The following is a 24,918-nucleotide window of genomic DNA, read 5'->3' on the forward strand; positions in this document are numbered from 1 at the left end:
TATGTTCCAAGAAGTCTTCCAGGCCCTGCAAAACAACCAATTTCTTGAGGCGGAATCCCTGCTTCAAGAAATGCTTCTGGCTAGCCCTGAGAATCCAGATGTTTTGCATTTGCTGGGGATAGTCTGCGGAATGCAGAATCGCCCAGACGATGCCTTGAGATTTTTTGAACAAGCTTTACAACTCACCCCCGATAATTCTGCGCTCCATTTCAATACTGCTAAGGCTTTATCTACCTTACAAAGGGATATGGATGCTCTTGAGCACCATCGGAAGGCTCTTGCTATAGACCCCGACAATCCAGAGATCTGGCTCAATTACGGAAGAAGTTTAGATAATCTTCGTAAGCGTGAAGAAGCTTTAACTTGTTATGAAAAAGCAGTTGTTCTGCAACCCCAAATGGCTGAGGGATGGTTTAACAAAGGAAAAATACTGGGTGAATTAAGACGCTATGCAGAGGCTTTGCAGTCCTATATCAACGCTTATCAGTTAAGACCCACCGAACCTTTTCTTTTGGGGATCATCTTGCACTACAAAATGCTCATTTGTGATTGGGCGGATTTGGATGGCATCTATCTAAAGATTCAACAGGATTTGCATGCCCACCAGCTGGTGGTAGAGCCCTTTGGATTTCAGGGGATCTCCACTTCCGAGCAAGACCTTTTGGAGTCAGCCAAGATATTTGCCAAGCAACGCTTTCCTGCAAGAAAGAAGGCGGTGATTCAATCTGCCCCTAAATCGAAGAATGAAAAAATTCGTATTGCCTATCTTTGTGGGGAGTTTAGAGATCAGGCGACATCCGTATTAATGACGGGGGTGTATGAGTCTCATGACCCTGAGTATTTTGAAATCTATGCTTTAGATAATGGCTGGGATGATGGTGGTGTTTTACGGCCGCGCATGAAAAAAGCATTCAAAGAAATAATCGATATCAGTCAAATGACGGATCCTGCGGTTGTGAGTTTGATTGAGGACTTACAGATCGATATTTTGGTGAACTTAAATGGTTACTTTGGCGAAGGGCGCCAAAATATCTTTGCATCGCATCCAGCACCTATTCAGGTAAATTATTTGGGGTTCCCAGGCACTTTAGGTGCTGAGTATATGGACTACTTGATAGCTGATCCGATTGTGATTCCAGCTGATAGCCGTCAGTATTACGTAGAAAAAATTGCCTATATGCCCAATAGCTATCAGGCTAATGATTCAAAACGTGTCATCTCCGCACGAGAATTTACACGAGCAGAATTGGGTCTGCCGGAGTCGGGCTTTGTATATTGTTGCTTTAACAATAATTACAAGATTACGCCTGAAACATTTGATAGTTGGATGAGGATCCTCAAGGCGGTTGAAGGAAGTGTTCTTTGGTTGATACAAGATAACGTGCCGGCCGAAGAAAATCTGAAGGCTGAGGCTCTGAAGCGTGGAATTTCTTCTGACCGCATTATTTTTGCGCAGAGATTACCCCTTCCAGAGCATCTTGCGCGTCACAAAATAGCAGACCTTTTTTTGGATACGCTTCCTTATAACGCCCACACCACAGCTAGTGATGCTCTGTGGGCTGGAGTTCCGGTTCTCACGCTTTTGGGAAATACATTTCCAGGCAGGGTGGCGGCAAGTCTTCTGAATGCCGTGGGATTGGCAGAGTTGGTAACGCATACTCCCCAAGCATATGAACAACGTGCAATTGAATTGGCTCGTGACCCCTTAGCGTTGAGGGCAATTCAAGATCGCCTAGTTGAAAACCGATTAACAAAACCCCTTTTTGATACCGTGCTATTTACTCAGGATTTAGAGGTGCTCTACAAAAAAATGGTTGAACGGTATAGGGCGAATTTAGCGCCTGAAAATATTTCTTAGGCTTTAAAACAACAAAACCCCTCATTCATTTGAAAGAAGGGTTTTGGCGCAGCCGTAAAATTACCGGCTTTTATTGGTGGAGTCGGCGGGAATCGAACCCGCGTCCGCAAATCCTCCACAACAAGTTCTACATACTTAGTCATATCATTTAATTTAGCCAGCTAGTCACAGATTGACATGTTCCACGCTGACGATTCACTTAGTTTTCGAATCATTCCCCGTGACATGAAATGATCTTATCTCTTGTAAATGACCCTGATCTAGCTTGCGCTAGCTGACCCAAGAGAGAATCAGTTCAGGGGCAACCGCAATTAAGCGGCTAGTGCGAAACGTTCGTCGTTTGCAGTTATTACATTCCCATTGATTTACGAGATAACGGGTCCTCGGTATGCCCTTGATGCTTTGTAATCCACGTCGAAACCATGTCGACCCCGGAGTTAATGCATAGGAAGCACTATTTTAAAGCCGCTAGCTTTAAATTGCTCAATATCTTTTGGCTTAAACCTTGTTGGGAAAGATGATTTGCAGTAATTCAAGAGGGCTGTTGACGATATAGTCAGCTCCCCAGGCCTCAGGAGGCTCTTTACAGCCACAGTAGCCATAAGCCGCAGCCACGGTCTTCATTCCTGCCGCCTTGCCTGCTACAACGTCCCTAATATCGTCGCCGATATAAAGAGATTTGCTTGGGTCGACATTGGCGAGTCGTGCGGCATGCAGGATGGGTTCGGGATGGGGTTTTGCATGAGCGGTGGTATCGCCCGATACAGTGGATACAGATCTTTTGTGCAGACCCATGAGCTCTACCAGGGGGTTGGTAAAACGCTCGCTCTTATTAGTCACAATTCCCCAGGGAAGATTGGCTTGATCCATTTGATCAAGCAAGCTATCCATGTCCTCAAATAATTTACTTTCTACATGCAATGCATTCTCGTAATTGGCAAAAAACTCATCGCGTAAGACTGCAAAGTCAGGGTGGTCAGTGCTAATGCCAAAGGCGCCTTCAAGCAAACCTCGAGCGCCAGCAGATGCATATGGTCGCAAAAATTCATAAGGCTTGGGCGCCAGATTGCGAGCTATGAGCAATTGATTGGTCGCTGCTACAAGATCTGGAGCTGTGTCAGCTAAAGTGCCATCAAGATCAAAAAAGATCCCGTGATAGGGGCTTTGCTTCATTTGCGTACAGCGATCATGTAATTCACATCAAGATCATTGTTAAGGCTATAGACCTGTGTAATGGGGTTATAGCTGAGACCTTTCATGCCTAACAACTCTAATCCGGCATGACGAGTAAAGGCGACCAACTCTGAAGGCTTAATAAATTTAGTGTATTCGTGCGTACCTTTTGGGAGTAGCTTGAGAATGTATTCTGCACCAATAATCGCAAATAAGTAGGACTTGGGACTGCGGTTTAAGGTGCTAAAAAATAAAGTGCCACCAGGTTTACAGAGTGTTGCGCAGGCGCGAACAACGGACGCAGGGTCAGGAACATGCTCTAGCATTTCCATGCACGTCACCACGTCATACTGTTCTGGCTGTTCTTCAGCTAAGGCTTCTGCTGAAATAGATCGATAAGTCAAATTTGCGCCTACTTCAAGAGCGTGTAATTCAGCTACTTTGAGGGCTTTGTCTGACAAATCAATACCGGTAGTGTCTGCGCCGGACTGCGAAATAGATTCAGCGAGGATTCCACCGCCGCAACCTACATCCAATACCTTCTTTCCATCTAGATCAATAAAGGTTTTTATCCAATTAAGGCGAAGGGGATTGATGGCGTGAAGTGGCTTAAATTCGCTATTGGGATCCCACCAGCGATGGGCTAGGGCGCTAAATTTAGCGATTTCCGATTGGTCAACGTTCATATGGTGTATTTATTCGTATGCGAATAGGGAAGTCATGAATATAGCGGAAATAAAAAAGCCCGCTAAAAGCGGGCTTTTTTACAAGTAAAGTAAATTACTTAGCTGTACCAACAACTTCGATGTCAGTACGGCGGTTCTTAGCGCGGCCTTCAGCAGTTGCATTGCTTGCAACTGGATTGCTCTTGCCTTTAGATTCTGTGTAGATACGGCTAGCGTCAACACCTTTTGATACGAGGTATGTCTTAACAGATTGTGCACGACGTTGACCGAGGGCCATGTTGTATGCATCTGTACCAACGCTATCAGTGTTACCAACAGCGATAATTACTTCTAACTTGATCTTGCTCAAATCAGCAGCGATCTTGTCCAAAGTAGCTTTACCTTCTGGCTTCAAATCAGACTTGTTGAAGTCATAAAGTGTGTCAGCTTGTAAAGTGATCTTGCTTTGGCTAACGCCAGCAGCAGCGGCAGTCAACGCACCGTCACAACCCTTAGCGGCAGTTGCAGGTGTCCAGTTGTTATCGCGCCAGCACAATGTGCCATCGCCATTTTTCCAGTTCAGGGTACCGTCGCCGTTTTGCCAGTTATCAGAAGCCATCGCTGCGGTAGCAGAAACGGTAATAACAGAAGCGAGCAACACTTTCAGGGTTTTGTTCATTTTTAGTCCTCAAAAATCTCTTTTTTAATTAAAGTCAAACTTAAATGTAATTCGCCCTACCTTGAAGCAAAAACTGCAAAGCGACACATCTCAATTTCGTACAAACTGACAGAATCTTAGCATAGCGCCCCTCTGTCATCAAAATGATATTATTTCTAGATGGAACAAGCCGCTAAAGAAACACTACCAATATCCCTCGAAGACGAAATGCGGCGGTCCTATTTGGACTACGCAATGAGCGTCATCGTCGGCAGAGCCCTGCCAGACGTGCGTGATGGCCTCAAACCGGTTCACCGCCGGGTCTTATTTGCAATGTATGAATTAAACAACGATTGGAACAGAGCTTACAAAAAATCTGCCCGTATAGTTGGCGATGTAATCGGTAAATACCATCCGCATGGTGATTCTGCGGTGTACGACACGATTGTTCGCATGGCCCAGGATTTCTCTCTGCGCTATATGCTGGTTGATGGCCAGGGTAACTTTGGCTCTGTAGACGGCGATAACGCTGCTGCAATGCGCTATACGGAGATCCGTCTTCGTAAGATAGCTCACGACCTTTTGGCCGATTTGGACAAAGAAACCGTTGATTTCGGGCCAAATTACGACGGCAGCGAGAAGGAACCCTTGATTCTGCCGGCCAAAGTGCCTAATTTGCTCATAAATGGTAGTTCTGGCATTGCTGTAGGTATGGCTACTAACATCCCTCCCCATAACCTGGATGAGGTCATATCAGCCTGTTTACATGTGCTCCACAACCCAGAGTGCACGATTGATGAGCTTATTGAGATCATTCCAGCCCCCGATTTCCCGACCGCCGGCATTATTTATGGCGTTCAAGGTGTTCGTGAGGGCTATAGAACTGGTCGCGGTCGCGTGGTCATGCGCGCTAAGACTCACTTTGAAGATTTGGATAAAGGTGCACGTCAAGCGATCATCGTTGATGAGTTACCGTACCAAGTCAATAAAAAGAACTTGCTCGAGCGTATTGCTGAGTTGGTGAATGAGAAAAAAGTAGAGGGCATTTCTGATTTACGTGATGAGTCAGATAAATCCGGCATGCGCGTAGTGATTGAACTGAAGCGTGGTGAAGTGCCTGAAGTTGTTCTCAATAATTTATATAAGAGCACTCAGCTGCAAGATAATTTCGGTATGAACATGGTGGCTTTGGTAGATAACCAGCCACGCTTGTTGAATCTGAAGCAGATGCTTGAGTACTTCTTGCAACATCGTCGCGAAGTTGTGACGCGTCGCACAATCTTTGAATTGCGTAAAGCACGCGATCGCGGTCATGTCTTAGAAGGCTTAGCTGTTGCATTAGCAAATATCGATGAATTCATTGCGATTATTAAAGCTGCTGCAAATCCAGTAGTTGCCAAGCAAGAGTTAATGGGTAAAGCGTGGGATTCTTCAATGGTGCGTGAGATGTTAGCGCGTGCTGAGACCGATACTCCAGGCGGCCGTAATGCTTATCGCCCAGAAGGCTTGTTGCCTGAGTATGGCATGCAAACAACGGGTCTGTATCGCCTCTCTGATAGTCAAGCGCAAGAAATTTTGCAGATGCGTTTGCAACGCTTGACTGGTCTTGAGCAAGATAAGATCGTCAATGAGTACAAAGAAGTAATGTCAGAAATTTCTGATTTACTTGATTTGTTAGCGAAGCCAGAGCGCGTGACGCAAGTTATTGAAACTGAGTTGAAAGAAGTTCAAGCTGAGTTTGGTGTTGCTGGCGGAGATACTGGTCGTCGTTCATTTATTGAAATGAATGCAACTGAACTCTTCACGGAAGATTTGATTACTCCGCAAGATATGGTGGTCACACTCTCCAATACTGGTTATATGAAGAGTCAGCCACTGAGCGAATACCGCGCACAAAAACGTGGTGGTCGTGGCAAGCAAGCGGCAGCGACAAAGAATGAAGATTGGATTGATACTTTATTCGTGGCAAATACGCATGACATCATCTTGTGCTTCTCTGATCGTGGTCGGATGTATTGGCTCAAGGTATGGGAAGTGCCACAAGGAAGTCGTACATCACGTGGCAAGCCTATCGTGAATATGTTCCCGCTAATCGAAGGTGAGAAGATTACCGTGATCCTTCCAATTAAGGGATACCAAGACGATCACTATGTCTTTATGGCTACTAGCTTGGGCACCGTGAAGAAGACGCGTTTGTCTGACTTCTCGAACCCACGTAAGGCCGGCATTATTGCGGTCGACTTAAATGAGAATGACTTTTTAGTTGGCGCAGCTATCACTGATGGCCAGCACGATGTGATGCTGTTCTCTGACGCTGGTAAAGCAGTACGCTTTGATGAAAACGACGTTCGTCCAATGGGCCGAACAGCGCGCGGTGTGCGTGGCATGAACCTCGGTGATGGCCATCAAGTCATTGCCATGTTGGTAGCCCCAGCTGAAGCTGCTGAAGGCGCTGAGGCTGCTGTGGTTGATGCCAATGGTGCTGCCATACCAAGTAGCGTATTAACAGCTACTGAAAATGGTTACGGTAAGCGCACGCCAATTGCTGAGTACACCCGCCATGGCCGCGGTACAAAAGGCATGATTGCTATTCAGACGACTGAACGTAACGGAAAAGTGGTTGCCGCTGCATTGGTATCGCCTGAAGATCAAATCATGTTGATTACTACTGGCGGCATCTTAGTTCGTACACGAGTATCTGAAATTCGTGAGATGGGTCGTGCTACTCAAGGTGTTACTTTGATCAACGTTGATGAAGGTACGCGTTTGTCTGGCTTGCAGCGTATTGCAGAAAGCGACTCAGACGATGAGACTGATGAAGAGGGTGATGCATCCGCTGAACCAGCTGACGATACTAATTCTGATGTGGCAGGTGACGCTTAAGGCGCCATCACTAGACTAGTAACGTTATGACTTTTGACCGCCGCATATTCAATTTCGCAGCGGGGCCTGCTACTTTGCCTGAAGAGGTATTGAAGCAGGCTGCCGATGAGATGCTTAATTGGCGTGGTCTTGGTACTAGCGTGATGGAAATTAGTCATCGTAGTAAAGAGTTTATGGAAGTGTATGAAGAAGTCATTCACGACTTACGCACTCTCATGAATATTCCAGATGCCTACGAAATCTTGCTCTTGCAAGGCGGGGGTCTGGGACAGAATGCTGCGATTCCAATGAACTTAATGCCTTTGGCTAAGAATGGACCTAAGGCAGACTATATCGTTACCGGTATCTGGTCTGAGAAATCATTTAAAGAAGCACAGAAGTATGGGGTCGCTAATTTAGTAGCATCTTCTGCTGCAGAAAAGTTCAACACAATTCCTGCAAAATCTAGTTGGCAGCTCTCCAATGATGCTGCCTATGTTCTTTATTGCGCTAACGAAACTATTGGTGGCGTTGAGTTCCCAGATGTACCCGATGTGGGAAATACTCCACTAGTGGCAGATATTTCTAGCAACATTCTTTCTAAAGAAATGGATGTTACGAAATGCGCCGTTTGGTTCGGTGGTGCGCAGAAAAATATTGGCCCATCTGGCGTGACGATTGTGATCGTTCGTAAGGACTTCATTGGTCATAGCATGGGCATTACGCCAACGATTTGGGATTGGTCTGTGCAAGCGAACACCCAATCGATGATTAATACACCCCCGACTTTCTCAATCTACATGGCTGGTCTAGGCTTTAAGTGGCTGTTAAAGCAAGGTGGCGTAAAGGTGATTGAAAAACGCAACCAAGAAAAAGCAGATTTGCTCTACAGCTTCTTGGACCAAAGCAGTTTGTATGAAAACCGCGTCACTAAAGAATATCGCTCGCGTATGAACGTGACATTCTTCTTAAAAGATGAGAACCTAAACACAGAGTTTTTGGCTCAGTCTAATGCTGCTGGTTTAGTGGCTTTGCGTGGTCATAAGGCTGCAGGTGGTATGCGTGCGAGCATCTATAACGCCATGCCTATTGAAGGTGTAAAAGCCTTAATCGAATTTATGCGTGACTTTGAAAGGCGAGCTTAATGAGTACTGAAGAACAGCGCTTAGCTCCCTTGCGTGAAAAAATTGACGCATTGGATGCGCAAATTTTAGATTTACTGACTCAGCGAGCAAAAGCTGCTCAAGAAGTGGGTCATGTCAAAGGCGGATTTTCTTCACCAGTATTTCGTCCTGAGCGCGAACGTCAGGTTGTTGCACGTCTTCAAGAAATAAATAATGGTCCCTTGCTTCCTGACGGTATTGCTGCTATCTGGCGTGAAGTGATGTCTGCTTGCCGGGCATTGGAGGCTCGTCAGACCATTGCTTATTTGGGACCAGTAGGAACATTTTCTGAGCAAGCGGCACAAACCTATTTTGGCCATTCAATAGCAGGTCTTCCGTGCGCTAGTTTGGATGAAGTATTTAAGGCGGTCGAGAAGGGTGCTGCCCAATTTGGCGTTGTACCAGTAGAGAACTCCAGTGAAGGTGCTATTTCTCGTACGTTAGATTTGTTATTAGATTCTTCTATGCAGATTAGCGGTGAAGTAGTGCTCCCAATACGTCACCATTTACTGACTAAGAGCGGTAATTTGGATGGAGTAACAACAGTTTGTGCTCACGCCCAAGCGTTGGCTCAGTGCCAGCAGTGGTTGAGTATTCATGCTCCGCAATTAAAGCGTCAAGCAGTGAGCAGTAATGCTGAAGCGGCCCGTCTAGCTGCTGCCGATCCTACATTGGCTGCTATTGCTGGCGATCCAGCGCAAGAGGCTTATGGCTTGCAAGCGGTTGCCGCCCAGATTCAAGATGATCCACACAATCGAACACGCTTTGTAGTGGTAGGTAAGTACGCATGTCAGTCAACCGGGAAAGACCAGACATCGTTAGTCTTGTCTGTAGATAATCAACCTGGTGCTGTTCATCGTTTATTGGCACCGTTAGCCAAGCATGGCGTTTCTATGAATCGCTTTGAGTCTCGTCCTGCGCGCAAAGGCACCTGGGAATATCACTTCTATATTGATATTGCTGGTCATGCGGATGACGATAAGGTGGTGAAAGCGTTAGAAGAGCTTAAAGGGGTTGCCGCTTTCTATAAGAACTTGGGTTCTTATCCGCACTCAGCTTAACTAAAGATCAGCTTTATTTAACAATCAGTTCATACATTAGTAAACTCGAATGACATCCAAGATTGGCTTAAAACATATTCATGCGATTGCCCCTTATGTTGGCGGCCGTCCTATTAGCGAAGTCGCACGTGAGTATGGTTTAGATGAAACCAAGATCGTGAAGCTCGCTTCCAATGAAAACCCATTGGGAATGCCAAAATCAGCGCAAGAAGCAATGCTCAAGGCGGCAAGTGATTTGGGGCGCTACCCAGATTCCAATGGCTTTGAATTAAAGAATGTCTTAGCCAGTCGTTTGGGTGTGCCAACAGATTGGATTACCTTGGGTAATGGTAGTAATGACATTCTCGAGTTGGCTGCCCGTGCAGTCGCACAAGCTGGTGATGAAGTGATTTTCTCTAAACATGCTTTTGCTGTTTATCCACTGGCTACTCAAGCTGTTGGTGCTAAAGCGGTTGAGGTTGATGCCACCGCAATGTATGGTCATAACTTACCAGCCATGTTAACTGCAATTAAAGCGGCCGGCGATAAAGCGAAGTTGGTTTTTGTGGCTAACCCAAACAATCCTACGGGAAGTTATCTCACAGCCAAAGAGATTGAAGATTTCTTAATGGCAGTTCCATCCAATGTGGTGGTGGTGCTTGATGAAGCTTATAACGAGTACCTTAATTTAGAGCAACGCTATGATGCGATTGCTTGGGTGAAGCGTTTCGCCAATATGATTTTGTCGCGCAGTTTCTCTAAGGCCTACGGTCTAGCAGGGTTACGAATTGGTTACGGTGTTGCCCAGCCTCATCTAACAGATTTATTGAACCGCATTCGCCAGCCATTTAATGTCAATAGTCTTGCTCAGGCAGCTGCTATTGCAGCTTTTCAAGATCAGGCATTCTTACAACAAGGATTTGAGCTTAATCTTGCTGGCTATGGTCAACTGACCACGGCTTTTGATGAATTGGGTCTGCGTTATTTGCCTTCGGCTGGGAACTTTGTATTAGTCAAGGTGGGTGAAGATGATCAAGCGGGTGCTCGGATTAATCTGGCGCTTCTGAAGCGGGGGATTATTGTTCGCCCGGTTGGTAACTATGGCTTGCCACAGTGGTTGCGCATCTCAATAGGCTTGCCAGAAGAAAATGCAGCATTCATTGGTGCTTTAAAAGCGATCTTGGCACCACAGTAAGAAATTAGATAAAACATTAATGACCATTATTAATCCAGCAAGCAATTACGGAACTGTCACTATCGTTGGTGTTGGTTTAATTGGGGCCTCTTTGGGTTTGGCGCTTAAACAAGCTGGTGTTGTTACTAAAGTATTAGGTGTTGGTCGCAGCAAAGAAAATTTGGATCAAGCGCAGAAGATGGGCGCGATTGATGGTGTAGTAGATTTGGTTGAGGCTGCCAAACAATCCGATGTGATTGTTTTGTGCGTGCCCGTAGCGCAAATGCGCACTGCATTTGAAATTATTGAGCCACATCTTGAGCCGCGCACCATGATTACTGATGCTGGCAGCACAAAAGGAGATGTCATTTTGGCTGCCAAGGAAGTGCTGGGTAAGAAAGCATGCCAGTTTGTTCCAGCCCATCCTATTGCTGGTGGCGCTCAGCATGGCGCGGCAGCTGCTAAGGCGGATTTATTCCAAGGTAAGCAAACCATTATTTGCCCTTTGCAAGAAAATTCCCCTGAAGATACCGCTTTGATTGCCGGCCTTTGGGAGTCTGTAGGTTCAGAGGTAAAAAAGATTGGCAACGTACAGCATGACGCTATTTACGCAGCGGTTTCGCATCTTCCTCACATTTTGTCTTACGCCTTAATGGCAAGCGTAGTGAACTCTGAGGATGCTGATCAAAAACTCAGTCATGTGGGTGCAGGCTTTAAAGACTTCACTCGTATAGCGGCCTCTAGCCCAGAAATGTGGCGTGATATTTGTTTAGGTAATCGCACCGCCATACTGAAAGAAGTTGATCAGTATTTATTGATCGTCAATCACATGCGTAAACTCATTGCTGAAAACGATGGCGCTGGCCTTGAAAAATTATTTAATAAGGCAAGTAAAGCTCGTCAAGATTTGGACGTTCTTTAATGAGTGGCATTCCAGAAATTACGATTGGTCCATTTACGCGAGCTCAAGGCTCGATTGTGTTGCCAGGCTCGAAAAGTATTTCTAATCGTGCACTGCTGCTTGCAGCCCTTGCTAGTGGCACAACAACTTTAAAGAATTTGCTAGATGCCGATGACACGCAAGTCATGCGCAACGCTCTGCGTCAGTTGGGTTTATCAGTGATAGATCAAGCAAACCATGTTTGCGTAGTTAAAGGATGCGGTGGCCAATTTCCAGTACGTGAGGCAGACCTCTTTATGGGAAATGCTGGCACTGCCATTCGTCCATTAACTGCGGCCTTAGCAATGCAAGGTGGCAATTACCGCTTATCAGGCGTTGCTCGCATGCATGAAAGGCCTATACGCGACTTAGTGGATGGTTTGCGTCAAGTAGGTGCCAAGATTGACTATGAATTACAAGAGGGTTATCCCCCAATCAAAATATTGGCTGCAGATATTCAGATTAAAGATGTCGTTAAGGTGCGCGGCGATGTATCAAGTCAATTTTTAACTGCGCTACTGATGGCCCTCCCTTTAGTGGCTCAAGAAGCTGTGCGTATTGAAGTCATTGGTGAGCTCATTTCTCGTCCTTACATTGACATCACTTTAAAACTCATGGCGCGCTTTGGTGTGAACGTTGCTTGCCCTGATGCTCAATCGTTTGTCATTCCTGCAAAAACCTCTGATGCTGTGTACAAAAGTCCTGGCAACTTATCCGTCGAAGGAGATGCATCTTCTGCCTCTTACTTCTTGGCGCTAGGCGCACTAGGGGCTGGGCCTGTAAGAGTCTTGGGTGTGGGTAAAGATAGCATCCAGGGTGATGTCGCCTTCGCTGATGCGTTAGCCCTCATGGGAGCCAAGATCACTGCTGGTGAAGACTGGATTGAAGTATCTGGTGTAAAGAATGCCGGCGGCAAACTCAATGGTATTACGCTCGATTGCACTGAAATTCCAGATGCTGCCATGACACTCGCTGTCGCTGCTTTATTTGCAGAGGGGCAAACCCGCTTAAATAATATTGCTAGCTGGCGCGTGAAGGAAACTGATCGTATTGCAGCCATGGCAAAAGAGTTGAAAAAAATTGGCGCAATTGTTGAAGAGGGTGCTGATTACATTGTTGTTCAAGCGCCAGCCGCGTTAGGTGATTGGAAATCACCATCAGAAGGTATCGATACCTATGATGACCATCGTATGGCAATGTGTTTCTCGCTTGCCACATTGGGCCCAAACACTTTGAAGATCAATGATCCCAATTGCGTAGCTAAAACATTCCCAACTTACTTTGCAGAATTTGCAAAGATAGTTAGTTAATTGCATGAGCGCTATTCCAGTCATTGCGATTGATGGACCGACTGCTTCAGGCAAAGGAACGGTTGCTTCATTAGTTGCTGAAAAGCTCGGCTTTCATTACTTAGATAGCGGCGCGCTTTATCGCTTGGTGGCCTTAGCCAGCGAAAAGCACGGAATTGACGTGAAAAATGGCCCTGAATTAGGCCTTTTAGTTCCTAAGTTATTGATTTCATTCAAAAATAGTCAGATTTTCCTCGATGACGACGAAGTAACAGATGCAATTCGCACTGAAAGCATAGGTTTAAGAGCATCAGCTTTAGCGGTTCATCCAGAGGTCAGATCTGCTTTAGTGGGTCTACAACGCAGTTTTCGCCAATTTCCTGGTCTCGTGGCTGACGGAAGGGATATGGCCAGCGTCATATTCCCAGATGCAGTTTTAAAGGTTTTCTTGACCGCAACAGCTGCCGCCAGGGCTGAGCGTCGCTATAAGCAATTGATAGCTAAGGGAATTTCTGCTAAACTTTCTGACTTACTGCAGGATTTGCAGGAGCGCGATGCCAGAGACAGTAGTCGAGGTACCGCCCCCTTGTTAGTCGCAGATGGTGCAAAAGTGCTTGAAACATCAGATTTGTCGATAGATCAAGCAGTTAAGACAGTTTTGGATTGGTATCAGTCTGCGATTGCCTAATTTTGTATGTAGTTGAGTAGTGAGCTGTAAGTAGTAGTTTTGGTGTCTGAAGAAACTCCACAACGCGACCTTTTCATTAGCGTGTTTCTTTAAGGCTTTTTTAACCTAACCCGTCGGGCCTTCTGACGGCACAAAGTGAATACACATGTCTGAATCATTTGCAGAATTATTTGAAGAATCATTAACCCGATCGAATATGAAGACCGGCCAAGTCATTTCGGCTGAAGTCCTTCGCATCGACCATAACTTCGTCGTTGTTAACGCTGGCTTAAAGTCTGAAGCGTTTATTCCTGTTGAAGAATTCCATAACGACGCTGGCGAGATTGAAGTAGCTCCTGGCGATTTCGTTTCTGTTGCTATCGACGCTCTTGAAAACGGCTATGGCGACACCATCCTCTCCCGTGATAAGGCTAAGCGCCTCGCATCATGGTTGAATTTGGAAAAAGCTCTCGAGCAAGCTGAGATCGTTACTGGTACTGTTACCGGTAAGGTTAAAGGCGGCTTGACTGTGATGGTTAACGGTATCCGCGCATTCTTGCCTGGATCACTTGTTGATACACGTCCAATCAAAGACACCAGCCCTTACGAAGGTAAGACGATGGAGTTCAAGGTTATCAAGCTCGACCGTAAGCGTAACAACGTAGTGTTGTCACGTCGCGCAGTTGTTGAAGCTAGCCAAGGTGAAGAGCGTGCTAAGTTGATGTCTAACCTTAAAGAAGGCGCAGTGGTTACTGGCCTTGTTAAGAACATCACAGATTACGGCGCGTTCGTTGACCTCGGTGGTATCGATGGCCTCTTGCATATTACCGATTTGGCATGGCGTCGCGTGCGTCACCCAAGCGAGATGTTGACTGTTGGTCAAGAAGTTACAGCAAAGATCTTGAAGTTCGATCAAGAGAAAAACCGTGTTTCACTCGGCGTGAAACAACTTGGTGATGATCCATGGGTTGGTATCGCTCGTCGTTACCCTCCAAATACCCGTTTATTCGGTAAAGTAACCAACTTGACTGATTACGGTGCATTCGTTGAAATCGAATCTGGTATCGAAGGTTTGGTACACGTTTCTGAAATGGATTGGACCAACAAGAACGTTGCTCCAAGCAAAGCTACTGCATTAGGAACCGAAGTTGAAGTAATGGTTCTGGATATTGATGAAGACAAGCGTCGTATTAGCTTGGGCATCAAGCAGTGCAAAGCAAATCCATGGGAAGAGTTTGCACGTTCACAGCAAAAAGGCGACAAGCTTTCTGGTGCGATCAAGTCTATTACTGACTTCGGCGTATTCATTGGCTTGCCTGGCGGTATCGACGGTTTAGTTCACCTCTCAGACCTTTCATGGAATGAGCCAGGCGAAGAAGCTGTTAAGAAATACAAAAAAGGTGATGAAGTTGAAGCCACTGTATTGGCAATTGATGTTGAGAAAGAGCGTATCTCTCTCGGTATTAAGCAATTGTCTGGTGACCCATTCAACAACTACACATCTGTTAGCGACAAGGGTAGCCTAGTAACTGGCACTGTGAAGGCTGTTGATGCTAAGGGTGCAACTATTCACTTAGCTGATGAAGTTGAAGCTTACTTGCGCGCTTCTGAGATCTCAACCGATCGCGTTGAAGATGCACGCAATGTATTGAAAGAAGGCGACAGCGTTACTGCCATGATCATTAATATTGATCGTAAGTCACGCGTAATCAATCTCTCAATCAAAGCAAAAGACAGCTCTGATCAACAAGATGCAATGAGCAAGCTCCAAGGTGATGCGCAGTCTGGCACAACCAATTTGGGTGCTTTGTTGAAAGCAAAATTGGACAATCAAGGCTAAATCAATATCGCCGCTCTCCATGAGGAGGGTGGCGATTCTTTATTGATAGATCATGACGGATCAAGAGCAACAAGCAATTACCCGCTCCGAACTAGTGGAGAGTCTCGCGGAGCAATTTCCGCAGCTTCTACCTAGGGATGTGGAGTTGGCTGTAAAAACATTGCTGGACACAATGACCCAAGCCTTGGCTGAAGGGAAGCGTATTGAGTTGCGCGGCGTGGGAAGTTTTGTACTTCACCATCGTCCTGCACGCACCGGCCGCAATCCAAAGTCTGGCGAAAAGGTATTGATTCCAGAAAAACGTGTTCCCCACTTTAAGCCTGGTAAAGAATTGCGCGAGCGCGTTGATTACAAGCCCTTAAAACAGGCGGGCCCCAAAGAGGGTTCAGGTGCCTAGTATTCAGGCTCATCCTCAGTGGTCCATTCGGGCCATTTTTTTATTTAATTTCTGCACAGCATGATTCAGATAGCGACATCCTGGTTACTACTTCTGCCAATTATGTTTGGTATCGGCTGGTTAGCGTCTCGTTGGGACTTGCGTCTTGAGAATCGCATGGACGAGCGTGAGCGTATGCGCCAGCAGCGTTCCACCTTTAAAGGTCTCAGTCTTTTATTAAATGAGCAGCCCGATCAGGCGATTGAGACGCTCGTAAAGATTGCGCAGCTTGATCCTGAAACGATTGAGTTGCATTTTTCTTTGGGTAATTTATTCCGTCGTCGTGGTGAGACTGAACGCGCTATTCGAGTACACCAGCATTTGGCCAATCGTGATGACTTAAAGCTGCGTGATCGTGATCATGCTGCTTATGAGTTGGGGCGCGACTTTTTGCGTGCAGGTTTATTGGATCGCGCTGAAGCCTCATTGAACCGTGTGGGTGATGGTAAGTATGCTGTTCCGGCTAAGGAAAGCTTATTAGAAATGTATCAAGTTGAGCGTGATTGGAAGAAAGCCATCATTGCTGCAACTGAGCTTGAGAGTCTGCAAGGAAAATCTCACCATACTGAAATTGCTCAATTTCATTGTGAGTTAGGTCAAGATGCATTGCGTCGCAAGGATTTGGTTGAAGTTGAGCAGTCTATTCAACGGGCTTTGCAGGCGGTTCCTAATCATGCGCGCGCTCTGATTTTGCAGGGCGATTACTTTATGGCCACAGAGCGTCCAGCGCAGGCTATCGAGGCTTGGAGCGTGATCGCTTCTTTGCATCCTGCTTATATGCACCTGCTTGCTGATCGTTGGATGTTGGCTCATACCGCTTTAAGTAAAGAGAATGAAGGTTTAGATCGCCTGGTTGAGCTTCTGAAAACCCAAGCCTCTGGTGAGTTGCTCGATATTGTGCATAAACAGTTAACAGTTATTCGAGGTCCACAGGCTGCAAATGCGATGCTTTCAGAAGTGATGCAGCATTCACCATCACTGAGCGCATTATCTAAGATGGCAGAAACCCGTTTGGCATTGGAGCAAGGCAGTGCGAGCCCTGAAAGAATTTTGGAGCTCCAATCTATTTTGAATTTATTGCGTCAACGAACTACGAGTTTGGCTCGCTATACCTGCGGTAACTGCGGTTTCCGGGCGCGCAGGTTTTATTGGCAATGTCCAGGCTGTAATCATTGGGAGGCATACTCCCCCAGAAGAAGTGAAGGGGTTGCTCCTAGCGGCCCTTCAATGTAATACCATTTATAAATAGACTTTATTAGGGGTTCACTTGAAAGTTACTATCGTTGGCAGTGGATATGTAGGCTTAGTTACTGGCGCCTGCCTCGCTGAGCAAGGGAACAATGTTTTTTGTTTGGACCTGGACCCTAAGAAAATTGAAATTCTGAATTCTGGTGGTGTGCCTATTTATGAGCCAGGTCTAAAGGAAATGATTGAGCGCAATCGCGCTGCTGGCCGTTTGCAGTTTTCAACTGATATTGCTGCTTCTGTTGCTCATGGCGATATTCAATTCATCGCTGTTGGCACGCCTCCTGATGAAGATGGTTCTGCAGATTTGCAATATGTTGTTGCTGCTGCTCGTAATATTGGCCGTCATATGACAACTCCTAAAGTCATCGTGGATAAGTCTACTGTGCCAGTGGGCACTGCCGATAAAGTGTCTGAAGCGATTTCAGAAGAGCTCGAAAAGAGAGGGCTTTCAACTGAACTTTGTTCAGTAGTTTCCAATCCGGAATTTTTAAAAGAAGGTGCGGCTGTTGAGGACTTTATGCGTCCCGACCGCATTGTGATTGGTACTGAAAGTACGCCTGCTGGTTTGCGTGCCAAAGAGCAAATGCGTAGACTATACGCGCCCTTTAATCGCCATCATGAGCGTACCTATTACATGGACGTTAAGAGCGCAGAGCTCACTAAGTATGCAGCAAATGCCATGTTAGCCACTCGTATTTCGTTTATGAATGAACTAGCGAATCTAGCTGATTTAGTTGGCGCCGATATTGAAGCGGTACGACAGGGTATTGGCGCAGACTCTCGTATTGGTTTTGGCTTTCTCTACCCCGGAACTGGTTACGGAGGCTCTTGCTTTCCAAAAGACGTGTCAGCTTTATCTAAAACAGCCAAAGAGCACGGCAGAGAGCTTAAGATTTTGGATGCCGTTGAAGCGGTTAATGAAATTCAAAAGTACATCTTGGTTGAAAAAATTGAGAAACGTTTTGGTAAAGATCTTTTAGGAATGAAGTTTGCGCTTTGGGGTCTTGCGTTTAAGCCTAATACTGACGATATGCGTGAAGCACCTAGTCGAGTGATTATTCAAGAGTTGGTTAAGCGTGGAGCTACCATAGTTGCATACGATCCCGTTGCTATGCCGGAGGCGAAACATTGCTTTGATCTAGATTTCCAGGGTAACTCAGAAGGTTTGAAAAAAGTTTCTATGGTTGCTGACCCTATGGCCGCCTTAGATGGTTGCGATGCTCTAGTGATTGCTACTGAGTGGAAGGTCTTCCATACCCCTGATTTTGATCAAGTCATGCAAAAGCTAACTCGCCCTATTATTTTTGACGGCCGTAATCTATATGAGCCAACCGCCATGAAAGAGCTGGGTATTGAGTACCATGGCATTGGGCGACATAATTAAGAGCATACAAATGGAAAAAGCAAACCGCGAACAGTTTTCTAAAACACGCCTGCTGGTAGTGGGTGATGTCATGCTCGATCGTTATTGGTTTGGTGATACCAGTCGTATTTCACCTGAGGCGCCCGTGCCGGTTGTTCAAGTTGGCAAGATTGATGAGCGTTTAGGTGGCGCAGCAAACGTAGCTCGTAACGTCGCCGCTTTAGGGGCTCAAACCACTATTCTTGGTGTGGTTGGTAATGATGAACCAGGTAAGCGGGTCGCAGAGCTCCTTAAATCAGGCGGTGTTGATAGTCAGTTGGAAATTGATGCAGATGTACCTACCATCGTCAAATTGCGTGTGATTGCAAGGCAACAACAGTTAATTCGTTTGGATTTTGAAGAGACCCCCAGTGAAAAAGCGTTAGCTCATAAGTTAGAGCGTTTTGAAAAATTAGTGGGAACTGCTGATGTAGTCATCCTCTCTGATTACGGTAAGGGTGCCTTAGGTCAAGTAGCTCACATGATTGAGCAAGCACGGGCACAGAACAAAATTATCTTGGTTGATCCCAAGGGTGAGGATTATGAGAAGTATCGTGGGGCTACCGTATTAACGCCGAATCGTAGTGAGCTGCGTCAGGTCGTAGGCCAATGGTCAAGCGAAGAAGACTTAACTAACAAAGCTCAGGCCCTCAGAAAATCTCTTAATTTAGAGGCGCTCCTTTTGACGCGTTCCGAAGAAGGGATGAGTTTATATACTGAGGCTGGTGTGAGCCATGTAAAAGCGCAAGCGCGCGAAGTGTTTGACGTATCCGGCGCTGGCGATACTGTTATTGCTACTCTTGCTGTTGCTGTAGCGGCTAAATGGCCCCTAGAGAAGGCAATGGCTTTGGCTAATCGTGCAGGCGGCATTGTGGTTGGTAAGTTGGGAACCGCAACCATTACTTCTGAGGAATTACAGTGACTATTATCGTAACTGGAGCAGCTGGTTTTATTGGTGCCAATATTGTCCAGGCGCTCAATGCGCGCGGCGAGAAAAATATCATTGCAGTCGACGACTTACGTCCTGCCGATAAATATCGAAATTTAGCTGATTTAGACATTATTGATTATCTTGATAAAGATGAATTTCTAGAGGCATTTAGAAGCGGAAAGCTTGGTAAGATCAAAGCCGTTTTTCATGAGGGTGCTTGTTCAGACACCATGGAAACAGACGGTATTTTCATGATGGCAAATAATTATCGCTACACCATGGATTTACTTGATATCTGCACAGAGCAAAAAGTACAGTTGCTGTATGCCTCTTCAGCGGCCACCTATGGCGGCTCTGATGTCTTTATCGAAAGCCGCGAGCATGAGAAGCCGCTCAATATCTATGGCTACTCTAAGTTTCTGTTTGACCAAGTAATGCGTAAGCGTTTTGCTGAGAACGCAAATACAGCACAAGTAGTGGGCTTTCGGTATTTCAATGTGTATGGCCCACGTGAGTCCCATAAAGGTCGCATGGCATCTGTGGCTTTTCATCAATACCATCAGTACAAGGCTAATGGCCATGTCAAACTGTTTGGTGAGTATGGCGGCTATGGCCCTGGTGAACAAAGCCGTGACTTTGTATCCGTTGAAGACGTAGTCAAAGTCAATTTATTCTTTTTAGACCACCCAGAAATTAGCGGCATCTTTAATTTGGGTAGCGGTCGTGCGCAGCCATTTAACGATGTTGCACATGCAGTAGCAAATGGGATGCGTAAGCTTGACAAGGCAACCCCAGCAACTTTGCAAGAATTGGTTAAAGAAAAAGCCATTGAGTACATTCCATTTCCAGATGCATTAAGAGGAAAATATCAGTGTTTTACCCAAGCAGACCTAACCAAGTTAAGGGCTGCAGGCTATAAAGAGCCCTTCCTGAATGTAGAGCAAGGTGTAGGCCGATACATTGAGTGGCTAGAGGCGAATGCGGGGTTTTTAGCCAATCCTTTAGATAGCAAATAAGACTCATCATGACTAAAGCTCTTTTGGCTTTTGTCATTTGGATTGTTAGTGGCGCAGTAACTGCCCAAGTTTTTGATATTCCGCATGGAGAAGAGGCACCCACTAGGACTTTGTTGGTAAGCACAGCAAAACCTCGCGCATTAGTATTACTTTTTCCTGGAGGTGGCGGTGTTGCGGGAATCTTTGATAACAGCTCAGCAAAGAGTCGACATACTTTTGTACGCTCAATAAACCTATGGGGTCAGTATGGTATTGATGCAGTATTGGTTGATAGCCCATATGATTTAGGGGATCTGCGCAGAGGAAATCTTCGGGGACGCCAGGATCATTTAACTAGGGTTAATGAGGCAGTTTCTTTCTATAAGACAAAACTTCATTTACCTGTTTGGATATTTGGGCACAGTATGGGGACTTCAACAGCCACCTACTATGCAAATAACTTGCCAGTAGGGCAGGAACAGATTGCGGGCATCATTATTGCCGGGACAATTCATACTGCATCTTTAAATAAGGAAGTAAGCCTTCCGGTTTTAGGGATTCATCACGCAAGCGACGGTTGTGCTGGCACTCCATTATCAGCGACTGCTGACATTATCCAAAATAGACCCACTAAATATATCTCTCAGCTCGATGTCATTGAAGGAGGTATTACGGAGGGCAATGTTTGCGATTCCTTTGCCTACCATGGCTTTAATCAAACCGAGCCTGAATTAATCAAACGAGCTGCTCAATTTATATTAAGTCATTAGTGATATGTAAGTCTTTACCGATTTGTTTGTAGCTGCCAGAATTTAGTCAACATAGCTTTAGCTACTTCGTTGTAAACGATCCACGCACACTTTGTGTCCGTGGATTTTTTATTAACCAATGGAGAGTCAATGTTGATGAATATAAATTTAAGTCATGCGAAGAGTTTGGTAGGTACTTTTATTGTTGCGGGAGGTTTAGCGCTCGCTTCTTTGGGTTTTGCAATTGCAGCCCCAATAAATGTCAATACGGCAACCCAAACTGAGTTGGAGAGTATTAAGGGTATTGGGCCATCAAAAGCAAAAACCATTATTGCCGAGCGTTTAGATGGTGGCCATTTTCAAGATGCCAATGACTTGCAAAAAAGAGTCCGAGGTATTGGTATGAAATCGGTGGAAAAGATGGTGGATAACGGTTTAACGATTGAAGCCCCCAGCTCCTTTCGGGAGCCCAATGGCAGAACAAAGAAGGAGGGCGGTAGTGCTGGCAGACGCAATTCTCGTAATCAAGCTGGTACTCGCTCTCAGCCGGAACGTACGGGAGCAACTCGCAGAAATTAAACCCTTTCGGGTGTAGGCTTGCTTATGGCTAAAATGGCTCCATGAGTAAACCCGATTACCTAACAATTTCACAAACAGTTGGCAATACACCTTTAGTGCGCTTGCAGCGTATTCCGGGTGTTGAAAATGAGCAACGTAATAATGTGATTCTGGGTAAGTTAGAAGGAAATAATCCAGCCGGGTCGGTGAAAGACCGACCTGCGCTGTCGATGATCATGCGCGCTCAAGAGCGTGGGGAAATTAGACCTGGCGATACCTTAATTGAAGCTACCAGTGGTAATACTGGTATTGCATTGGCAATGACTGCTGCCATGTTGGGTTACAAGATGGTTTTAGTAATGCCAGAGAATCAAAGTATTGAGCGTCGTCAAAGTATGGCTGCTTATGGCGCTGAACTCATCCTAACTGCAGCATCTGGTGGTATGGAATTTGCTAGAGATTACGCACTTCAGCTTCAAAGGGAAGGTCGCGGTAGATTGCTCGATCAATTCGCTAATCCTGACAATCCAAGAGCGCATCTTGAAACTACAGGCCCAGAAATTTGGCGTGATACCGATGGTCAGATCACCCACTTTGTTTCAGCTATGGGCACAACAGGAACGATTACAGGGGTTTCAACTTATCTCAAGTCTATGAATCCGGCTATCCAAATTATTGGAGCGCAACCTGAAGAGGGTTCGCAAATTCCAGGTATCCGCAAATGGGCACCAGAATATTTACCAAAAATTTATCAGGGCGATAGAGTAGATCGCATCGAGTATGTGACTCAAGCAGATGCTGAGGATATGGCTCGTCGCTTGGCGGTAGAGGAAGGAATCTTTTGTGGCATCTCAGCCGGAGGAGCGCTGGTGGTGGCTTTGCGTATCGCTAGGCAAGTTGAAAATGCCACAATTGTCTTTATTGTCTGCGATCGCGGTGATCGCTATTTATCTACAGGTGTATTTCCTGCGTAAGCTTAGCCTGTAGTTTTGCTAGCAGACTTTGATTTTTTCTTTCCGCTAGACTTTTTTGCTGGCACTGTTTCGTGACTTGCTTTGCTGTTAGTTGCCTTGGGTGAAGCTTCAATTGGAACTACACTGCGGTTCTTGTATCCCAAAGCTTCTGCGAATTCAGCCACACTCTGAGCATAAAAGTAGCTGCGGTTGTATTGAACAATCGTGAGAAAGTTATTCAGACCTACAAAGTATTGCACTTGATCTGCGCCATCTTTATCTGGATAGGGTAGATCCACAATCATGGCTTTACTTTGCGGCTCAACGCCACCACGTTGAAGATCGCCTTGCTGTTTACTCAGAATGCCTTTTTCAATCAATTCGGCAACGGTGTATTTCAGTTGAGGTTCACCATCCGCCAATTGCCTTGCTGCAGGTATGGCATTTTCCTGAACTGGGAAGTAAATTGGCATTCCCGCCTGCCAGCCATGCATTTTCATAAAATTTGCAACGCTAGCGATAGCATCTTTAGGACTTTGCTTCAGATCGATTCGGCCGTCACCATCCCCGTCTACTGCAAAACTCCGAATACTACTTGGCATAAATTGAGGCAATCCTATAGCTCCAGCGTAGGAGCTGTTTTGATTCAGGCAAGCGCTAAAACGAGCGCTATTGACACCTTGGTTACTGTTTTTGCCCGGAAGGCTTCCACCCGCTTCTTTCCAGCATAGGAGGATAAGTTCCTTGAGCTGATCTTTGAATAATTGCTCACGCGCAACCTTATTGGGGGTGTCTGGATAACTAAAGGCTAAAGTGGAGAGAACATCTTTGACCCGGAAGTTGCCAGTTTGGCGACCGTAAATCGTTTCAATGCCAATAATGGCCACAATCACTTCCGCTGGAACTCCAGATTCTTGCTCTACTTGAGTTAAATAGGCTTGGTTTTCTTCCCAAAAAGCCTTGCCAGCCTTGAGGCGGATGGGTTCGATAAAGCGCTTGCGATAAACCAGCCAATTTTTCTTAAAGGTGCCCGATGGGGGTAATACCAATTTGCGTATTGACGGAATCGTTTTAGCATCAAGAAAGCCCGTTTGTAGGGTTGAAAGCGGGATTTCTTGAGTTTCTGAGACTTGAGTCAATAAAACGTTGAGATTTTGGCTATAGCGCGCCTCAGTAAGAGCATCGTCTGCTTGGTTTACGATGGGTTGCTGGGGGGCAGATTGCTGCGTAGGGGCGCTAGTGCAGGCGCCCAAAGCTAAGGCAATCAGTAGAGAATAGGTGCGAAAGAGCATGCGTGAAGTATCGGATAGTTGGAATTGATGCACGTGTTATTTAAATTATAAAAAATACAGTTTTGCTATTAAGGATTTTAAGTAATGACAACAGGATACATAACTCATCCAGACTTTCTCAAACATGAGATGGGTAGCCACCATCCAGAGTGTCCAGAACGAATTCAGGCTATTAATGACCAATTGATCCGCAGCGGTATCGATGTATTTTTACATCACTTAGATGCCCCTTTGGCTAGCGAGGAGCAGCTTGAGCTAGTACATAGCCCAGATCATATTGCCTTTGTTAAAGAGCAGGCGCCGGAATCTGGATATGCCATGCTCGATGGAGACACCATCATGAACCCATTTACCTGGACCGCTGCCTTACGTGCATCGGGTGCCGCCATCGCAGGGGTAGATGCGGTGATGAAGGGTGAAGTAGAGAATGTGTTTTGCGCAATACGGCCACCAGGTCACCATGCAGAGCCAACTCGTTCAATGGGTTTTTGTCTTTTTGATAATGTTGCTATTGCTGCGCGTTATGCCATGGAGGCTTATGGCATTGATCGGGTGGCCATCATTGATTTTGATGTTCACCATGGAAATGGTACGGAAGCTGCTTTTTTCAATGATCCTAATGTATTGATGTGTAGTTTTTTCCAACATCCTTTTTATCCCTATAGCGGACTAGATCACGCCAATAATATGGTGAACGTACCATTGCCAGCAGCGACTCGTGGTGATGTGGTGCGTTCTATTGTGGATGAGCGCTGGATGCCAGCTTTAAGAAATTTTGAACCTCAGCTCATTATCATTTCAGCAGGCTTTGATGCACATCGCGAAGATGATTTGGGTCAAATGGGTCTGGTTGAAGAAGACTATGCGTGGATCACTCGGCGTTTAAAAGAAATCGCTAATGAATACGCTCAAGGCCGTATTGTGAGTTGCCTTGAGGGCGGATACAACTTGTCAGCTCTTGGGCGCAGTGTCGTAGCCCACGTAAAGGCTTTGGCTGATATCTAATTTAACTTGATTAATTGAAA

Annotated in this window: 21 protein-coding genes, 1 other RNA gene and 1 pseudogene; 18 read left to right on the top strand and 5 right to left on the bottom strand. The window is 45.8% G+C overall.

From position 1 onward, the window contains the following. The first annotated feature begins 1 nt into the window (after position 1). Positions 2 to 1,858, top strand: coding sequence for an O-linked N-acetylglucosamine transferase, SPINDLY family protein (locus tag PNUC_RS02555; protein ID WP_011902334.1), 1,857 nt, complete (start codon positions 2 to 4; stop codon positions 1,856 to 1,858). A gap of 74 nt (positions 1,859 to 1,932) precedes the next feature. Here PNUC_RS02555 and ssrA read toward each other — a convergent pair. The 4 genes from ssrA to ompA all read right to left on the bottom strand — a co-directional run bounded on the left by ssrA (position 1,933) and on the right by ompA (position 4,375). Further along, positions 1,933 to 2,291: a transfer-messenger RNA gene (gene ssrA / locus PNUC_RS10845) on the bottom strand. 65 nt (positions 2,292 to 2,356) lie between these two features. Then, on the bottom strand, positions 2,357 to 3,031 hold the full coding sequence (locus PNUC_RS02560; RefSeq protein ID WP_011902335.1) for an HAD family hydrolase: 675 nt from the start codon (positions 3,029 to 3,031) through the stop codon (positions 2,357 to 2,359). Beyond that, positions 3,028 to 3,717, bottom strand: coding sequence for a bifunctional 2-polyprenyl-6-hydroxyphenol methylase/3-demethylubiquinol 3-O-methyltransferase UbiG (ubiG, locus tag PNUC_RS02565; RefSeq protein ID WP_011902336.1), 690 nt, complete (start codon positions 3,715 to 3,717; stop codon positions 3,028 to 3,030). The genes PNUC_RS02560 and ubiG overlap by 4 nt, the downstream gene beginning before the upstream one ends. 94 nt (positions 3,718 to 3,811) lie before the next feature. Further along, positions 3,812 to 4,375, bottom strand: coding sequence for an outer membrane protein OmpA (ompA, locus tag PNUC_RS02570; RefSeq protein WP_011902337.1), 564 nt, complete (start codon positions 4,373 to 4,375; stop codon positions 3,812 to 3,814). Positions 4,376 to 4,534: 159 nt separating this feature from the next. On the opposite strand from ompA, the gene gyrA reads away from it, so the two are divergent. The 16 genes and pseudogenes from gyrA (at position 4,535) to cysM (ending at position 22,622) form a co-directional block, all read left to right on the top strand. After that, a complete protein-coding gene (gene gyrA, locus PNUC_RS02575) occupies positions 4,535 to 7,237 on the top strand; it encodes a DNA gyrase subunit A (RefSeq protein WP_011902338.1) in 2,703 nt (900 codons plus the stop codon). A 26-nt stretch (positions 7,238 to 7,263) separates the two neighbouring features. Then, positions 7,264 to 8,361, top strand: coding sequence for a 3-phosphoserine/phosphohydroxythreonine transaminase (gene serC, locus PNUC_RS02580; RefSeq protein WP_011902339.1), 1,098 nt, complete (start codon positions 7,264 to 7,266; stop codon positions 8,359 to 8,361). Further along, entirely contained in the window at positions 8,361 to 9,440 is a 1,080-nt protein-coding gene (gene pheA, locus PNUC_RS02585) for a prephenate dehydratase (protein WP_011902340.1), read from the top strand. Before serC ends, pheA begins: the two co-directional genes overlap by 1 nt. A gap of 49 nt (positions 9,441 to 9,489) precedes the next feature. Beyond that, complete coding sequence (hisC, locus tag PNUC_RS02590; protein ID WP_011902341.1) at positions 9,490 to 10,614, top strand: histidinol-phosphate transaminase; 1,125 nt, start codon at positions 9,490 to 9,492, stop codon at positions 10,612 to 10,614. 19 nt (positions 10,615 to 10,633) lie between these two features. After that, on the top strand, positions 10,634 to 11,515 hold the full coding sequence (locus tag PNUC_RS02595; RefSeq protein ID WP_011902342.1) for a prephenate dehydrogenase: 882 nt from the start codon (positions 10,634 to 10,636) through the stop codon (positions 11,513 to 11,515). An 8-nt stretch (positions 11,516 to 11,523) separates the two neighbouring features. Next, a complete protein-coding gene (aroA, locus tag PNUC_RS02600; protein WP_143070051.1) occupies positions 11,524 to 12,843 on the top strand; it encodes a 3-phosphoshikimate 1-carboxyvinyltransferase in 1,320 nt (439 codons plus the stop codon). A 4-nt stretch (positions 12,844 to 12,847) separates the two neighbouring features. Beyond that, positions 12,848 to 13,510: a (d)CMP kinase gene (gene cmk, locus PNUC_RS02605; protein ID WP_011902344.1), complete on the top strand. Its 663-nt coding sequence runs from the start codon at positions 12,848 to 12,850 to the stop codon at positions 13,508 to 13,510. A 145-nt stretch (positions 13,511 to 13,655) separates the two neighbouring features. Then, a complete protein-coding gene (gene rpsA, locus PNUC_RS02610; protein ID WP_011902345.1) occupies positions 13,656 to 15,329 on the top strand; it encodes a 30S ribosomal protein S1 in 1,674 nt (557 codons plus the stop codon). Between the two features lie 52 nt (positions 15,330 to 15,381). Next, positions 15,382 to 15,720: pseudogene (locus tag PNUC_RS02615) on the top strand (integration host factor subunit beta); the annotation flags it as partial. Between the two features lie 66 nt (positions 15,721 to 15,786). Then, positions 15,787 to 16,998 carry a lipopolysaccharide assembly protein LapB gene (gene lapB / locus PNUC_RS02620; RefSeq protein WP_011902347.1) on the top strand — a complete coding sequence of 404 codons (1,212 nt, stop codon included), beginning with the start codon at positions 15,787 to 15,789 and terminating at the stop codon, positions 16,996 to 16,998. A 34-nt stretch (positions 16,999 to 17,032) separates the two neighbouring features. Continuing rightward, on the top strand, positions 17,033 to 18,397 hold the full coding sequence (locus PNUC_RS02625; RefSeq protein WP_011902348.1) for a UDP-glucose dehydrogenase family protein: 1,365 nt from the start codon (positions 17,033 to 17,035) through the stop codon (positions 18,395 to 18,397). A gap of 10 nt (positions 18,398 to 18,407) precedes the next feature. Then, positions 18,408 to 19,337 carry a D-glycero-beta-D-manno-heptose-7-phosphate kinase gene (rfaE1, locus tag PNUC_RS02630; protein WP_052293997.1) on the top strand — a complete coding sequence of 310 codons (930 nt, stop codon included), beginning with the start codon at positions 18,408 to 18,410 and terminating at the stop codon, positions 19,335 to 19,337. Then, positions 19,334 to 20,362 (top strand): ADP-glyceromanno-heptose 6-epimerase, encoded by a 1,029-nt coding sequence (gene rfaD / locus PNUC_RS02635; RefSeq protein WP_011902350.1) that lies wholly within the window; start codon positions 19,334 to 19,336, stop codon positions 20,360 to 20,362. Before rfaE1 ends, rfaD begins: the two co-directional genes overlap by 4 nt. A gap of 8 nt (positions 20,363 to 20,370) precedes the next feature. Beyond that, positions 20,371 to 21,111 carry an alpha/beta fold hydrolase gene (locus tag PNUC_RS02640; RefSeq protein WP_011902351.1) on the top strand — a complete coding sequence of 247 codons (741 nt, stop codon included), beginning with the start codon at positions 20,371 to 20,373 and terminating at the stop codon, positions 21,109 to 21,111. Between the two features lie 129 nt (positions 21,112 to 21,240). Next, positions 21,241 to 21,669, top strand: coding sequence for a ComEA family DNA-binding protein (locus PNUC_RS02645; RefSeq protein ID WP_011902352.1), 429 nt, complete (start codon positions 21,241 to 21,243; stop codon positions 21,667 to 21,669). A gap of 41 nt (positions 21,670 to 21,710) precedes the next feature. Continuing rightward, entirely contained in the window at positions 21,711 to 22,622 is a 912-nt protein-coding gene (gene cysM / locus PNUC_RS02650; RefSeq protein WP_011902353.1) for a cysteine synthase CysM, read from the top strand. A 2-nt stretch (positions 22,623 to 22,624) separates the two neighbouring features. Here cysM and PNUC_RS02655 read toward each other — a convergent pair whose 3' ends face one another. Continuing rightward, the gene (locus PNUC_RS02655; protein ID WP_227717085.1) at positions 22,625 to 23,926 is read right to left on the bottom strand and encodes a lytic murein transglycosylase; all 1,302 of its coding nucleotides are present in this window, start codon (positions 23,924 to 23,926) and stop codon (positions 22,625 to 22,627) included. A 51-nt stretch (positions 23,927 to 23,977) separates the two neighbouring features. Between PNUC_RS02655 and PNUC_RS02660 the strand changes: the two genes are divergently transcribed. Then, complete coding sequence (locus tag PNUC_RS02660) at positions 23,978 to 24,898, top strand: histone deacetylase family protein (protein ID WP_011902355.1); 921 nt, start codon at positions 23,978 to 23,980, stop codon at positions 24,896 to 24,898. Positions 24,899 to 24,918 lie beyond the last annotated feature (20 nt).

It is taken from the genome of Polynucleobacter asymbioticus QLW-P1DMWA-1, assembly GCF_000016345.1.
Classification (GTDB): Bacteria; Pseudomonadota; Gammaproteobacteria; order Burkholderiales; family Burkholderiaceae; genus Polynucleobacter; species Polynucleobacter asymbioticus.